The organism is Nostoc sp. DSM 114160 (assembly GCF_053470305.1).
Map to the genome: position 1 here is coordinate 206,157 of NZ_JBPFGO010000004.1, position 15,485 is coordinate 221,641.

Genomic DNA, 15,485 nt, shown 5'->3' on the forward strand with positions numbered 1-15,485 from the left:
GTACGTGATATACTACGTCTCTCACTTACCCTGGTTTTATGGCACTGCCAATTGTTGCAATTATCGGACGCCCAAATGTGGGCAAATCCACCCTGGTTAATCGACTCGCCGGGGAACAAACGGCGATTGTCCATGATGAACCGGGAGTGACACGCGATCGTACTTATCTTCCAGCTTTCTGGAATGGTCGCGAATTTTTAGTGGTAGACACTGGTGGTTTAGTTTTTAATGATGATACCGAATTTTTACCACTGATTCGCCAACAGGCAATGACAGCCCTTACAGAAGCGTGTGCCGCTATTTTTGTCGTCGATGGTAAAACAGGCCCCACATCGGCAGATTTAGAAATCGCCGAATGGATGCGCCAACAACCGGTACCTGTACTACTAGCTGTAAATAAATGTGAATCGCCAGAACAAGGCTTAATGCAAGCTGCCGAATTTTGGGAATTGGGATTGGGCGAGCCTTACCCCATCTCCGCGATTCATGGCAGTGGTACAGGAGAATTACTCGACGAGTTAGTTAATCACATCCCTGCTATTGAAGACATTCCAGAAACGAATGAAATCAAAGTAGCAATTGTAGGACGCCCAAATGTGGGCAAATCGAGCTTACTCAATGCTTTTGTCGGGGAACAAAGGGCAATTGTCAGCCCCATTTCCGGCACAACTCGCGATGCTATTGATACTGTCATTGAACGAGCCGGACAAACCTACCGCTTGATTGATACCGCCGGCATTCGTAAAAAGAAACACATCGAATACGGCACAGAATTTTTTAGTATTAACCGTGCTTTCAAAGCTATTCGTCGCGCTGACGTGGTTTTATTAGTAATCGATGCCGTAGATGGAGTTACCGAGCAAGACCAAAAATTAGCTGGGCGGATTATCGAAGATGGTCGAGCTTGCATCATCGTCGTTAATAAGTGGGATGCTGTCGAAAAAGACTCTTACACAATCTACGACTACGAAAAAACTCTGCAATCACGGTTACATTTTACCGAATGGGCAGAAACAATTTTTGTGAGTGCCTTATCAGGACAACGAGTAGAAAAGATTTTAGAATTGGTGAAAACGGCAGCTGAATCACACAAACGCCGTGTCAGCACATCAGTTATTAACGAAGTCTTAACAGATGCTGTGAGTTGGCATTCACCGCCGGCATCCCGTGGTGGGCGTCAAGGGAAGATTTATTATGGTACACAAGTCAGCAGCCAACCACCAACGATCGCCCTATTTGTCAACGACTCGAAACGCTTCAACGACAACTACCGCCGCTACATTGAACGGCAATTTCGTCAACAGCTAGGATTTAAAGGCACGCCAATTATTTTACTGTGGCGGAGCAAGAAAGTCCGTGATGCCGAAAGTGGTGTTAATAGAGCAACTCGCGTGTAATGATTGTCACTTGTCATTAGTCATTTGTCCTTTGCATAATGACTAATGTTAATCAAGTAAATCACGTATAATAATTTTCACTTATGATTAGTCATTTGTTTTTTGCCTAATGACTAATGACTAATGACTAATGACCAATGACAAAACATGGATTTATTGCGATCGCTGCCACTTGGACTTTATTTAGAACAACCCCAAACTTGGCTGCATAAAATCGATCCGCGAGTCAAGTTCGCTTGGTTGATGAGCTTTTTAACTAGTTATGTGTTAGCCAACAACAATTGGCGGGTGCTGCTGGTGGTAATTTTGATTATTGCCACCTTGATTGCCAAAATTCCTCGACGCGTATGGCAACAGCAAATGGGTTGGCTATTAATGCTATCGTTTTTTGTGCTAGCGATCGCAGCCATTAGTCCTGATGGTCTGGGTATAGATTATCAGTCACGTTTGCCAGCTAACGAACAAATCTTAACCCAGCAAGCAAACTCTAATAATATTCAAGAGCCAGCAGCCGAGAAAAAAGCTTACAGCTACGTGCTATTTCACAAAGGCCCGGTTAAAGTAACTCGCTACTCCTTGAGTTTGGCAGTACGCTTGAGTACACTTATATTTACGGTTATTTACAGCACCAACCTCTATCTGCTGACAACCGCACCAGAAGAAATCACATCTGGTATAGAAAGCTTAATGCAACCCTTGCGACGCTTCAAGTTGCCTGTCACAGAAATTGCTTTAACTTTAACCTTGTCTTTGCGCTTCATTCCCTTGGTTTTGGAAGAAGTGCAAAATTTATTTCGCTCCGTGATGACAAGGGCAATTAATTGGAAAAAGCTGGGATTAAAAGGAGCATTCAAGGTTTGGATGACAGTTGCAGAGAGACTTTTGGAAAATCTGCTCTTACGAGCCGACCAAATGGCAAATGCCATGATGGTGCGGGGTTTTACTAGTCCCAATGAGCATCGAGTCCAGTGGCACGATTTACGATTAAAAGGGCGTGACTGGCTGGCGATCGCAACTTTAATCTTATTCTGGGGAATACGGCTAGCTATCGGAACTCAAGCGTAATTTTGCACCGAAAAAATGGTAAGAGGTAATACAGCAGAATTCAGAATTTAGGAGCAAAGCCGGAGACGCTCCGCCAAGGCGTCAGAAGTAAAACATTAAATCGCCCTCTCTACCAAAGACTAATTATTGTAGAGACAGCGATTCATCGCGTCCTTGCTTTAACCAAACAGTATTGAGCTATAGGTAACAATATGGTAGGGTAATTTGAATAGCTACCCAGCCATAAAATTGATCCCCTAGCATTTCCTGTAGATTTTTGATATTAACCAGCGTTACGCGAACACTACAAACTAATCTGAAGATTTTTGACCGAGTACCCTTATGAATCTCTGCACAATGTTCAGGCACAAATTCCCCCACTGAAAATACTGGATAGTTAATAAACCTTTTGCATAAATAGTAGTTTTCTTTCCAGTACCTAATTTTGTGCCATTGGGCGACAGTTGTGGCAGTATGGAAAGAAGTTGAAAAATTCGCCGTTGCCGTTGGGAACTTCAAAGGGTGTTTTTCCTTCTCACGTCGAACTTTCAACCAGAGGAGCGGCAATATTTTGTGCCTTGTCCCTACAGATTGCTAAATTGAAGTCACCAAAGCAGATGGTGATATTTGTCAAACAGCCTCTACTCTTTGAATCTATGCTTCGCGGCTTCTGTTGTACCATTGCGCTTCACTACCACTAGCTTCATCTGCCCATTAGGAACTAGATCGAGGTCTTCGTAACCGCAGCTTCGCATTTTAACCAAATATTCTGACGAATGTTGGTATTACGTCTGAATGTTTGGAATTCACTGCGAAAAGATATATATACTTCCACCTTGACTACACCTTGACTCTTAAATGAATCCAGAAAACGCAGAAACTTACATAAACCATCCAACTTGGGGTTTACTCTACAAAATCTGTATGGTTGATGAGAACCAGGATTTGTTCACCACACTTTATGCCCAGCGCTTATTTTTTTTGGTGGCGAATGACGTTAAAGGTGTTAAATTCCAGTCTCTAGGACGTACTGAGGCGAGGATGATGTTGGAAAATCGCTTACGTACTCTGCGGCGCAGTGGGCATTCTCAGGAGTACGATCAGCTTCAGAGTGTTTTCCAGCGCACCTTCCAATGAACAGTTCGATTTCCGAACGTATTCTTTCCATTCGTTCCTCACTGCCAACTTCAGTCAAATTGATTGCTGTTAGCAAGCAAGTTTCTGTCCAGGCCATTCGGTCTGCATACAACGCAGGAATTCGTGATTTCGGGGAAAGTCGTATCCAAGAAGCTGCCAGCAAACAAGCCGAGTTGCAAGACTTACCGGATATTACCTGGCACTTTATTGGACATTTGCAAAGCAATAAAGCCAAAAAAGCCATCGAGCATTTTCCTTGGATTCACTCCGTAGATAATTTGAAGCTGGCACAGCGCTTAGACCAATTGGCGCAACAGCTAGGAGTGAGTCCCCAGGTTTGCCTGCAAGTGAAAATTCTCCCCGATCCCAACAAGTCTGGTTGGAGTGTGCCAGCACTTTTGGCTGATTTACCCACACTCAATTCTTACAAAAATTTACAAATTCAAGGTTTGATGACAATTCCGCCTTCAGGATTAAATGATTCTGAAATTCTCAGTGTGTTTAATCGCAATCGTCAGCTAGCCAAAGAAATCCAGGAGCAAAACTGGTCGCATATTAAAATGCAGCACCTATCTATGGGTATGTCAGGCGACTACGAACTGGCGGTGCAAGCAGGCGCAACGATGGTACGATTAGGAACCATATTGTTTGGCGATCGCTATTAGCCGATTAATCATCAGTCTTACTCTTGGGTATTAATAGAAGCTAAAGATTTGATGACAAGAATTTTGTAACAGACTGGTGCAATCGGAAACAAAGGATATAGTATTGACAAGAGCAATCGCCAAAAGAAAATGGGGTATAAAGAAGTCTCCTTCGGATAAACCTTAGGATATAATCTTTACTCATTATTGTGTTTAGGCGATGCACAGACCTTTCCAATAAGTGTCAGTTCATCGCCAAAACCCGTAGTATAGGCTACAACTAGGAATACAGTTGCTGAAGTATCCACCGATGTAGCGATTGCTCCTAGCTCAATCAATCCTCAGCCAAGGCAATGCAGGCTATTCGCACCAGGAGAGTACACACACAATGAACAACATTTTTTCCAAACTCAGAGACTTTGTGGGTCTAAATGAGCAAGTAGAATACGAGTATTACGAAGAAGAACCAGAAACAGATAATAATAATTACCAAAATCTGTATCAGCAAGAAAATCCCCAGCCAGCACCACAAGAGAGTCCAGCCGCTCAAAATCGACGCTGGCGGGAACCAGTGCCTACAATGGGAGATGATATGACAGCAGGTTCAAAGCCAATGGGGAATGTGATTGGTATGCCAGGAGCAATTAACGGAATTTCGGAAGTTTTAGTACTCGAACCACGCACCTTTGAAGAAATGCCCCAGGCAATTCAAGCGTTGCGCGAACGCAAGTCAGTGGTATTAAATCTGACAATCATGGACCCAGATCAAGCTCAACGAGCAGTAGATTTTGTTGCAGGTGGTACTTACGCACTAGATGGACATCAAGAGCGCATCGGTGAGAGCATCTTTTTGTTTACACCAAGTTGTGTCCAAGTTAGCACCCAAGGTGGCGTTCTTCATGAAGTACCACAACCACCAGTACGTCCCTCTCGTCCGACAACAGGTACTCCAAATCAAACCTGGGGCAACGAAACTAACCGGATGGCACAATAAAGTTAAATTAGTATTTAGTCCTTTGTCCTTTGTCATTTGTCCTGAGTTTTGCTCATGGTGACAAATGACAAACGACTAATGACTAATGACCAATGACTAATGACTAATGACTATAAAATTTGGCTTAATTGGTGGTGGGGTAATGGGAGAAGCGCTCTTATCCCGCCTTATCGCGCGTGGAATTTATCAATCATCAGAAGTCATAGTTAGCGAACCATTATCTTCACGCCTAGATTTTTTAAAGCAGCAATACGGTGTTGCTGTGACGACAGATAATAGCCAGGTTTTCACCGAAGCAAAAGAAGTTCTATTTTTGGCAGTAAAACCGCAGGTGTTTAGCGCGATCGCTCAAGAATTAGCAGATATTGATATTCTTAATAGAGAACATTCACCTCTGATCGTTTCTATTTTGGCGGGTGTGCCCTTAAGTCAGCTAGAAGCTGCATTTGTGCAATTGCCAGTGATTAGAGCAATGCCCAACACCCCGGCCACTGTGGGAGCAGGAGTTACCGCGATTTGTTCAGGTGCATATACTAATGCCTTGCATCACCAAATAGCACAGCAAATTTTTTCTGCTGTGGGTGAAGTGGTGGAAGTTTCAGAAGGGCTGATGGATGCAGTTACAGGGCTATCTGGTAGCGGCCCCGCTTACGTGGCGCTCATGGTAGAAGCACTTGCAGATGGCGGAGTAGCCGCAGGTTTACCTAGAGTAATTGCTAATCAACTAGCCTTGCAAACCGTACTGGGAACAGCAAAACTGTTGCAGGAAACCAAAATACACCCAGCAGAACTCAAAGATCGCGTTACCAGTCCCGGCGGTACAACCATTGCGGGGATTGCCAAGCTAGAACAGGCAGGATTTCGTTCCGCTTTAATTGAAGCAGTCAAAGCTGCCACAGAGCGATCGCAAGAACTGGGAAAATAAATAAGAGTCATTTGTCATTAGTTTTAGACAAAGGACAAAGGACAAATGACAAATGACCACTAACGAAGTTGACAAAAGACTCGTTAGTATAGTAAACAATCTGGTTGCAAATGTGATTGAGTGAATTATCCTGCACCGTCTCCAGAACTTGACTTAGGGTTTATATTTCCCTTTGAACTGGATCAGTTTCAAAAAGAAGCGATCGCGTCCCTGAACGCTGGGCGCTCTGTAGTTGTATGTGCCCCCACAGGTTCGGGGAAAACATTAGTCGGGGAATACGCTATTTATCGCGCCCTAGCGCGAGGAAAACGCGTGTTTTATACTACTCCCCTGAAGGCGCTGTCGAATCAAAAATTACGTGACTTTCGAGAAAAATTCGGCTTCGATCGAGTCGGGCTGTTAACTGGAGATGCTTCCATTAACAGGGATGCACCGATTTTGGTGATGACCACAGAAATTTTCCGAAATATGCTCTATGGCACACCCATTGGGCAAATCGGCATCTCATTAGTAGACGTTGAAGCGGTGATCCTTGATGAGTGCCACTACATGAACGATCGCCAGCGCGGTACTGTTTGGGAAGAATCAATCATCTATTGTCCCCGTGAAGTGCAACTAGCAGCCCTCTCAGCAACGGTTGCCAATAGCGATCAACTCACCGATTGGCTAAACCGCGTTCACGGCCCAACTGACCTGATTTACTCCGATTTTCGCCCAGTCCCCTTAGAATTTCACTTTTGCAATCCCAAAGGGTTATTTCCCCTGCTGAATGATAGCAAAACCAAAATTAACCCCCGCCTTCAGAAGAAAAAAGGGAAAGGGGGAGAAAGAGATAGGGGGAGAAATGGTAGACCTGAAGCTCCAGGTATAATTTTTATCCTTAGCCAATTAGAGCAACGGGATATGCTACCAGCAATTTACTTTATCTTCAGCCGCCGGGGATGTGATAAAGCGGTGGCGGAAGTGGGTGATTTATGGCTGGTAAATAATGAAGAGTCCCAAATTTTGCGGCAACAGATTGATGACTTTTTAGCTCGCAATCCCGAAGCTGGACGTTCTGGACAAATTGCGCCTCTGTATCGGGGAATTGCTGCCCACCATGCTGGGATTTTACCTGCTTGGAAAGCACTGGTAGAAGAACTATTTCAGCAAGGGCTGATTAAAGTAGTATTCGCCACCGAGACACTAGCAGCAGGAATTAATATGCCCGCCCGGACAACGGTAATTTCTACCCTTTCCAAGCGGACTGATACCGGACACCGCCTGTTGAACGCTTCCGAATTCCTACAAATGGCAGGACGAGCAGGCCGCCGGGGAATGGACAAACAAGGTCATGTGGTGACAGTCCAAACTCCCTTTGAAGGAGCCAAAGAAGCCGCGTATTTGGGAACATCCAAGCCAGACCCTCTAGTAAGCCAGTTTACGCCCAGTTATGGCATGGTACTCAACTTGCTGCAAACCCATACCCTAGAACAAACCAGGGAACTGATAGAGCGCAGTTTTGGGCAGTACATGGCGACCTTGCATTTACGGCCAGAATACGATGAGATTGCCGAATTGCAAACCCAATTAGCTCAACTTCATGAGCAAATCGCCGCAGTTAATGAAAATGAACTGGCTGTTTATGAAAAATTGCGGCAACGCCTGAAGGTGGAACGCCAGATATTGAAAACTTTGCAAGAGCAAGCACAGGAAGACCGCCAAGAGGAATTGGTGATGATGTTAGGCTTTGCAGTGTCAGGAACTCTATTGAGTCTCAAAGGCAAAAATATCACAGTGTCTTCACCCGTAACGGCAGTTTTAGTGGGGAAATCACCCGGTTCTGGTCAAGCTCCTTACTTGGTATGCTTGGGGCACGATAACCGCTGGTATGTGGCAACCACAGGGGATGTAGTCGATTTGTATGCCGAACTGCCGCGAATTGAAGTGCCGCCTGATGTATTACCACCGCCAGAGATGCCTTTGAAGCCAGGACAATCGCGCCGTGGTAACGAAGAAAGCTTTGCGATCGCCGTGCGTATTCCCAATCCGATAGAATCTTTGCATCTAGCACCAGAAGTAGCAGAACAACTCAGTCACGTTACTGCTGTTCAAGAGCAATTAGAAGCTCATCCCCTACATCAATCAGGCAATGCGGCAACGCTTTTCAAACGTCGGGCCCGTTATGTCGAACTAGAAGCCGAACTCGAACAGTTGCAAGGGCATGTAGAGCAACAGTCACAACGTCATTGGGAAGAATTTCTCAATTTAATCGCCATTCTGCAACACTTTGACGCTTTGGATAACTTAGTTCCCACACAATTAGGGCAAATCGCTGCCGCCATTCGAGGGGAAAATGAATTGTGGTTGGGTTTAGTATTCGCTAGTGGTGAATTGGACAATTTAGACCCGCATCATTTAGCAGCAGCAGCAGCGGCTTTGGTGATGGAAACGCCCCGTCCAGATAGCAAGGTTAACTTTGATCTAAGTAATGAAGTGACAGAAGCTTTGAAAAAATTGCGGGGAATTCGCCACCAAATGTTCCAACGACAACGACGCTATAACGTAGCACTGCCGATATGGTTGGAATTTGAGTTGATTGCCATAGTCGAACAATGGGCGCTGGGAATGGAGTGGACAGAACTCTGCGAGAACACTACCTTGGATGAAGGCGATGTAGTGAGAATTTTACGCCGGACTTTGGATTTATTGTCGCAGATACCCCACATTCCCCATTTGCGAGACTCTTTCTTGCGTAATGCCTATCGGGCGATGCAGTTGATTGATAGATTCCCTGTGAATGAGGTGGTTGAATAAATAGGAAGTGGCAATTTCTGTGCGTCTTTTTCTCTCAGTACTTATGCAAAAATAGTTGCTGTTGGGGCAATTCATAAATTGCCCCAGCAATGAACTTACATGTTATCAAATAATAGTAGTGGTACTTAGTTAAAAATGCTTTTTTGGTTTCGTATATTTTTTATGCGTGATTAATCGTGGTATCTAACAAAAGTTATAGTCGCTATCAGCGCTATTCAATCTTAGTACACCAAGTTTCCAGTACCCTGCAACTGACGCAAAGAATTTATACATAATGGACAGTCGCAACCAAATACCCTAATTGCAGCATCGCTTTCCTCTTCAGTAAAGTTCAACATGGCAACATTCCGATCTGATACTGATGTGACAATTGTTGAGGAACTTTTAGAGGTATACGGACGTTTTCTCTCCGAATCTCGAATGCACACAAAATCTTGTCCGCCATGTGGGTTAGTGATACAGGTACGACCGTCTTGTGTGTGCAGTAATCTCTGTGTAATGCTACCACTAGCATGGGCAGGATGAAATGTTACCAGCGTAGACATCATTGACACAAAAATTGAGGAACTGGAAAGCAAATTCAGAAGAATTTTTTTGTTCATAGATTTCCTTGAGAAAATTGTCTATTAGATTAGGGTATTCGATTAACTTTCAAACTTCAAGTGAATTTTCCCTGAGAATAGCTAGATAGACACTTGTTACCCAAAAAAGTTCCATCTCTACACCAGTTCGACCGGAAATTATTTACTACATTATAATTCAGCAATCAAACAGGCTTGATATATCGCTTTTAGACGCAAGCTTATGCAATTGAGCAAATTTCAATCCGCTGTATATTGCCAAGACGGTTATTATTTGCTTGCTCTAAGTATAAAAGCTTAATTAAATTAGAGCTAGTAATTAGCCCTTCTAGCCCTTTAAATTCTTATACAGAGCAATAAATTGTTCGCTACGAACAAAAGTTATATTTTACAAATTATATACAATTGAAAGCCGCTATAGCTATCTTTACAAAATTAAAAATCTTAATTTTAATCAAAAGGTAGTTGATGTATTTAGCAATAAATTTGAGATAGATTCTAATACTGTTCGGTTAAGACAAGAGACGCGATGAATCGCCGTCTCCACAATAATCAGTCTTTCGTGTTGATGGCAATTTATGGCATCTTTAGCGATCTCAAATTTTCATCAAAAAACATTAACCGAATCGGATTGAGATAGATTATCGTTCTTGAAATATGAACTTGTAAAAACTTCTTTTTTTCATTACATTTAAAAAAAGGCTCATATCTCAATTAATTTACTAGCCTACATATAAAAAATGAAGCAGAAAGTACATTCGGAATCTTCAGATTGTTGCAGCTGTGAACATGACCATCACGAGAATCATAACCATGTTCATAATCATGATGATAATCATAACCATGACCACAATCACGAACATGGGGGAGAATTCAATCTGAAAAATGAGCTATTGCCTTTGGTAGCAATTTTAAGTTTATATGCGCCTGGTGTGATTTTTGAAAATCAATTACACAATACATTCTACTCAATAGGAGAATATCTACTTTTCATTCCTGCTTATTTATTAAGTGGATGGAGTGTTTTAAAAACTGCTGGACGCAATATAGTCCGAGGTAGAGTATTTGATGAAACCTTTTTAATGACGGTAGCAACATTAGGAGCGATCGCAATTCATAAATTACCCGAAGCTGTCGGAGTTATGTTATTTTATAAAATTGGAGAATTGTTTCAAGATATTGCCGTCAGTCGCTCTCGTAATTCGATCAAATCATTATTGGAAATCCGCCCAGACTATGCAAATATCCAAATAGAAGGAGAACTAAAGAAAGTATCGCCAGAAACAGTAAACATTGGCGATATTATTGTTGTCAAGCCGGGAGAAAAAATTCCTTTAGATGGCGAAATTATAGATGGTAATTCGCAAGTTGATACATCTGCATTAACTGGAGAATCTGTACCGCGAACGGTAAGAATCGGAGAAACAGTTTTCGCTGGAACGATTAACAAAATAGGTGCGCTCGTCATTAGAGTCACAAAACTATTTGATGAATCTTCTATTGCCAAGATTTTAGATTTGGTACAAAATGCCAAAAGTAAAAAAGCAGCAACAGAAAAGTTTATTACTAAATTTGCCCAATACTATACACCAATCGTAGTTTTTACATCGCTAGTAGTTGCAATATTGCCTCCTTTGTTAATTTCGGGTGCAACTTCTTCCGAATGGGTTTATCGGGCCCTGATTTTACTAGTTATCTCCTGTCCGTGTGGACTCGTTATCAGTATTCCATTAGGTTACTTTGGAGGTGTGGGAGGTGCAGCTAGACGTGGGATTTTGGTTAAAGGCTCTACTTTTTTAGATACTTTAAATGCAGTTAATACAGTTGTTTTTGATAAAACTGGGACATTAACTAAAGGTGTATTCAAAGTAGTAGAGATAGTACCATTAAATGGCTGGAATGAACAAGAACTGCTGCTATTAGCTGCTAAAATAGAATCGCACTCAAATCATCCCATCGCTCAATCTATCTGCAAGGCTTATGGTGGAAAAATCGATGAATTTGAGATCGGAGATTATGAAGAAATAGCAGGCTATGGAATTCGAGCCAAGATTGAAAATAGGGTAGTAATAGCGGGAAGCGATCGCCTATTACATAGAGAGAAGATTTCTCACGATAATTGCCAGTTAGAGGGAACAGTTATTCACCTAGCAGTGGATAAGATTTACGCTGGCTATATTGTGATTGCTGATGAACTCAAAGAAGATGCAAGACTTGCTATTCAAGCACTCAAGCGAATGGGTGTAGAGAGAACAGTAATGTTGACAGGAGATAATCAAGCGATCGCTTCCCGAATTGCCCAACAGCTTGGTATAGATACCTACGAAGCAGAATTATTACCTGAAGAAAAAGTTAATGCCATTGAAAAGTTACTCAGCACTGCTGCCAAGGATGGTAAAGTTGCCTTTGTTGGGGATGGAATTAATGATGCCCCAGTGATTGCTAGAGCAGATGTTGGTATGGCAATGGGTGGATTAGGCTCAGATGCAGCGATCGAAACTGCCGATATTGTAATCGTGACAGATGCACCATCGAAAGTGGCAGAAGCAATCCAAATCGCTAGAAAAACAAGGCAAATTGTTTGGCAAAATATTGGGTTTGCGTTAGCAATTAAAGGTGTATTTATTGGATTGGGTATTTTCGGGATAGCGACAATGTGGGAAGCTGTATTTGCTGATGTCGGAGTAGCAATGCTGGCAATTTTAAACGCAACTAGAGCGATGAAATAAAGTTATTGGGAAATCGGGAATCTTTAGTTGGTAATTTGTAGTAGTTAAATTATGAGTACTCCTCACTCATATTCTACTAACCAAAATAAAACCCATGAATTCATCAATCAAAGGCATTGCTACAGCTACTTTAGCTTTACTGCTAAACTATTCAGCAAACCCAGCCTTTGCACTACCCCAGAAAATCAATCACCCAATTACTGTTGCTAAATCGCAATCCTTAAAAGATACCTTAATTGTTCCTGGGGAAAGAGTTGGCCCGATAACACGCACAACCACCAAGCAGGATTTAGTCAAACTGTTTGGTGCATCCCATCTCGTTGATAAAACTATCTCTGGTGCTGAAGGAATAGGTAGTTTTGCAGCTACTCAGGTAAATCTAAATCAGGGGCGATCGCTCTTGGTAGTTTGGAGTGATAATACTCGTACCAAACCTTTAGATGTGCGTAACCTGGGTTGGGCTTGGAAAACCCGCGAAGGTATTGGAGTGGGAACCCCATTGAGCGAGTTACGTAAAAAATTAGGTCATTTTAAACTCTATGGATTGGGTTGGGATTACGGCGGCACGATTTTGTTAGATAGTAGTAAATTATCCCGTTATCAAGGCAAAATCATTTTCCGAGTAGACGCTGCTCCCAATGCTTCTGAAAAGTTTCTCAATGACTACCAAGCGGTGTCAGGGGATGGTACTTTTTCCTCCAGCAATTCCCATTGGAAACCTCTGGGAATCAGGCTAGCAGAAATTATCGTTGTATTGAATTCAAGTGAGTAGTGGTATGTTAAACATCAGTTTAGTTTTCTGAAAGTATTACAAAGAATGAAAAAAACTTACTGGGAAAACCGTATTAGAGAATGGAGCCAAAAGCGAATAGAAATATTTCTTGAATATTATTATGAAGAAGATTTATCCCCAGAAATTCGCAAATCTGGCTACTTAGGTTATCCTGGTGCAACTGAGGAGGAAATAGTTGCTACCGAAGCTCGTTTAAATGTAACTTTTCCACCTTCTTACCGGGAGTTTCTGAAAGCTTCTAATGGGTTGCGTCCTATATCAGAATATGGTCTAGAATTTTGTGGAACTGAAGATATTGTATGGTATGCTCTTGACCATCAAGATTGGGTAGATGAATTAATCGAAACTTGGTCTGAATCACCATTAACAGATGAGGAGTATTTTGTTTATGGCGATCAGCAATATGATGTCATATCCCGACCAGAGTATCTACAAACAGCATTGGAAATAAGCAGCGAAGATATGGGTCTGATATTTTTACTAAATCCTCAGATTGTTGCAATAGATGGTGAATGGGAAGCTTGGTTTTGTAGTTTTTCAACTGCTTCATTTGGCGCACAGCGTTATCGCTCATTTGGTGAAATGATGGAGGAAATATTAAACGATATAATTAAAATTCCAGATATCTGATATTCAATAATTTAAAACATTCTGGGAGCGATTAGTTATTAGGATTGATTTTCTCTCATTTTTTCCAATAAACCAGTCAAAAAACGCCGATGATTATCATCTTGGCAGGTAGAAAGGGTTTCTGTAAGAGCAGCAATTGCAGCGGGATTTCCCACTCCAATTTCCGCTAACGTCTTAACGACATTCCAATAATCAACACTTTTAAGCGTTGGCAGTAGTTCAATTAATGTGGCAATAGCATTATTATTACCAATACCTATTTTTTGGAGAGTTTCAGTTGCAAAATACCAAAAATTATGGCCATCACAAATACGCATTAAATAAGTTAAAGCATCAACAGCCTCTGAACTAGTAACTGTCATTTTTCCGAAAGCTTGAGCTATAGCGTGGCGTTCTTCTAAATCCTGAGCATCATAAGCTAAATCAATTAAAGTACGCAGAACAATCTGGTTATTGACACCAATCGTACTTAAACCTTTAATAACCGCAGCACGTATTGAAGTATGTGTTCTTGGAAGTAGTTCAATTAAAACTGTAATTACATCTGGATTCCCAATAGCAATCTTTTCTAAGCTGTAAACAATTGCTGATATAGCTATTTCATACTGAGGCAGATGTAATAGTTTAATTAATGCATTAATTGCGTCTAAATTTCCAACATTAACATAACCTAAACTCTCCGCTAATATGAAAATCAACTCTTGGCCACGGTTGTTTTCTGCCAACCTTATTATAGTTTTATAATCCATTTTTGCGATAGTATGAGCAATTAATCGCTGACTATTATGTTTTTGATAGTTTCTAATAGGCTCATAATTACCAGATAATAACATTTCTGTTAATTTATTGATTGCATCAGTATTCCCCACTGCAATTTGTTCTAAAATTGATAATGCTGTACACCGAGTACCATATTCTTGTGCAGTCCTCGCAGTTTCAACTATGGCATTGATAGTATCTTGACTAGTATCCTCAATGCGTTTTAAGCTCTTAGCAGAAGTTTGGCGAACATAATCATAAGAACTATTGTGTATTAAATAAATCAAAGTTTGAATTGCATCCTGGCTACCTTTACCGATGTACCCCAAGGTATAAGCAATGGCTCCGCGAGTTACTTCATCAGAGCTGCTACGTGCTAGGCTAGCCAGAGTCGTAATTGCCTGTTCGTTACAAACAGCAATTTTCGCTAGGTTCTGTGCTATTACCCTACAGGTAGGTGGCTGAACAGTACTGAGTTGCTTAATTAGTGTTTGAATAACATCATTGTTATCAGTACCAATTTTGCCTAAGCTTTGAATTCCTACCCAGCGCGTAGGTTCATCTTGTGTGGTACATACTAGGTCAATTAACGCATTAATTACATCTGCATTACCAGCACCCAAAAACCCCAAACGTTCAGCAACCTGTTTGAGAACTGAGTTATCCTGACTTGTGTGTAGTTGTTGAATGAAAAAATTAATATTGTCTTGCTCTTGCTGGTTACTCATTGGTTTTCATAAATATTACCTTGTAACCAATATCCTAAATCTGTATAAATAATGGCATTTTACAGTGCGATCGCAACAAAAACTAGACGCACTTCAGGCAGAATTTGACATCCGCAGCGAGAAGTTTAAGCAGATGAACAAAGCTTTGGCTATTGAGGCTGGTACGGCAGTCAAGTTTCAATTAGAACATCAACTTCTTGATGAAGAGGCAAAACTAGCATATCTTAACGATGAGCTTGATAAACTTGAGTCTGCATTACAATCATGAGACTTATGTAAATATACAGTTATTTGGTACATAAAAATCAGGATTTACTCACTTATAAAC

13 protein-coding genes are annotated in these 15,485 nt (G+C 41.6%); 11 read left to right on the forward strand and 2 right to left on the reverse strand.

Annotation, left to right across the window (positions count from 1 at the left end):
- Positions 1-38: 38 nt before the first annotated feature.
- From der to NSTCB13_RS32805, 7 genes are all read left to right on the forward strand, one after another.
- Complete coding sequence (der, locus tag NSTCB13_RS32775; protein WP_445631737.1) at positions 39-1,397, forward strand: ribosome biogenesis GTPase Der; 1,359 nt, start codon at positions 39-41, stop codon at positions 1,395-1,397.
- A 147-nt stretch (positions 1,398-1,544) separates the two neighbouring features.
- Entirely contained in the window at positions 1,545-2,462 is a 918-nt protein-coding gene (locus NSTCB13_RS32780; protein ID WP_448275198.1) for an energy-coupling factor transporter transmembrane component T family protein, read from the forward strand.
- 837 nt (positions 2,463-3,299) lie between these two features.
- A complete protein-coding gene (pipX, locus tag NSTCB13_RS32785; protein WP_069068710.1) occupies positions 3,300-3,578 on the forward strand; it encodes a transcriptional coactivator PipX in 279 nt (92 codons plus the stop codon).
- Complete coding sequence (locus NSTCB13_RS32790; protein ID WP_445631739.1) at positions 3,575-4,243, forward strand: YggS family pyridoxal phosphate-dependent enzyme; 669 nt, start codon at positions 3,575-3,577, stop codon at positions 4,241-4,243. The genes pipX and NSTCB13_RS32790 overlap by 4 nt, the downstream gene beginning before the upstream one ends.
- Positions 4,244-4,610: 367 nt before the next feature.
- Positions 4,611-5,216 (forward strand): cell division protein SepF, encoded by a 606-nt coding sequence (locus NSTCB13_RS32795; protein ID WP_322659462.1) that lies wholly within the window; start codon positions 4,611-4,613, stop codon positions 5,214-5,216.
- 106 nt (positions 5,217-5,322) lie between these two features.
- On the forward strand, positions 5,323-6,141 hold the full coding sequence (proC, locus tag NSTCB13_RS32800) for a pyrroline-5-carboxylate reductase (protein ID WP_445631740.1): 819 nt from the start codon (positions 5,323-5,325) through the stop codon (positions 6,139-6,141).
- 120 nt (positions 6,142-6,261) lie between these two features.
- Positions 6,262-8,937, forward strand: coding sequence for a DEAD/DEAH box helicase (locus tag NSTCB13_RS32805; protein WP_445631741.1), 2,676 nt, complete (start codon positions 6,262-6,264; stop codon positions 8,935-8,937).
- Positions 8,938-9,158: 221 nt separating this feature from the next.
- Here the strand turns inward: NSTCB13_RS32805 and NSTCB13_RS32810 are convergent, their stop codons facing one another.
- A complete protein-coding gene (locus NSTCB13_RS32810; RefSeq protein ID WP_445631742.1) occupies positions 9,159-9,539 on the reverse strand; it encodes a hypothetical protein in 381 nt (126 codons plus the stop codon).
- A gap of 719 nt (positions 9,540-10,258) precedes the next feature.
- Between NSTCB13_RS32810 and NSTCB13_RS32815 the strand changes: the two genes are divergently transcribed.
- From NSTCB13_RS32815 to NSTCB13_RS32825, 3 genes are all read left to right on the forward strand, one after another.
- On the forward strand, positions 10,259-12,247 hold the full coding sequence (locus tag NSTCB13_RS32815; protein ID WP_448275200.1) for a heavy metal translocating P-type ATPase: 1,989 nt from the start codon (positions 10,259-10,261) through the stop codon (positions 12,245-12,247).
- Between the two features lie 94 nt (positions 12,248-12,341).
- Positions 12,342-13,019, forward strand: coding sequence for a hypothetical protein (locus tag NSTCB13_RS32820; protein WP_448275201.1), 678 nt, complete (start codon positions 12,342-12,344; stop codon positions 13,017-13,019).
- Positions 13,020-13,064: 45 nt separating this feature from the next.
- Positions 13,065-13,670, forward strand: coding sequence for an SMI1/KNR4 family protein (locus NSTCB13_RS32825; RefSeq protein WP_448275202.1), 606 nt, complete (start codon positions 13,065-13,067; stop codon positions 13,668-13,670).
- Positions 13,671-13,708: 38 nt separating this feature from the next.
- Here the strand turns inward: NSTCB13_RS32825 and NSTCB13_RS32830 are convergent, their stop codons facing one another.
- Complete coding sequence (locus NSTCB13_RS32830) at positions 13,709-15,157, reverse strand: HEAT repeat domain-containing protein (protein ID WP_448275203.1); 1,449 nt, start codon at positions 15,155-15,157, stop codon at positions 13,709-13,711.
- A gap of 64 nt (positions 15,158-15,221) precedes the next feature.
- On the opposite strand from NSTCB13_RS32830, the gene NSTCB13_RS32835 reads away from it, so the two are divergent.
- On the forward strand, positions 15,222-15,425 hold the full coding sequence (locus NSTCB13_RS32835; protein WP_448275204.1) for a hypothetical protein: 204 nt from the start codon (positions 15,222-15,224) through the stop codon (positions 15,423-15,425).
- Positions 15,426-15,485 lie beyond the last annotated feature (60 nt).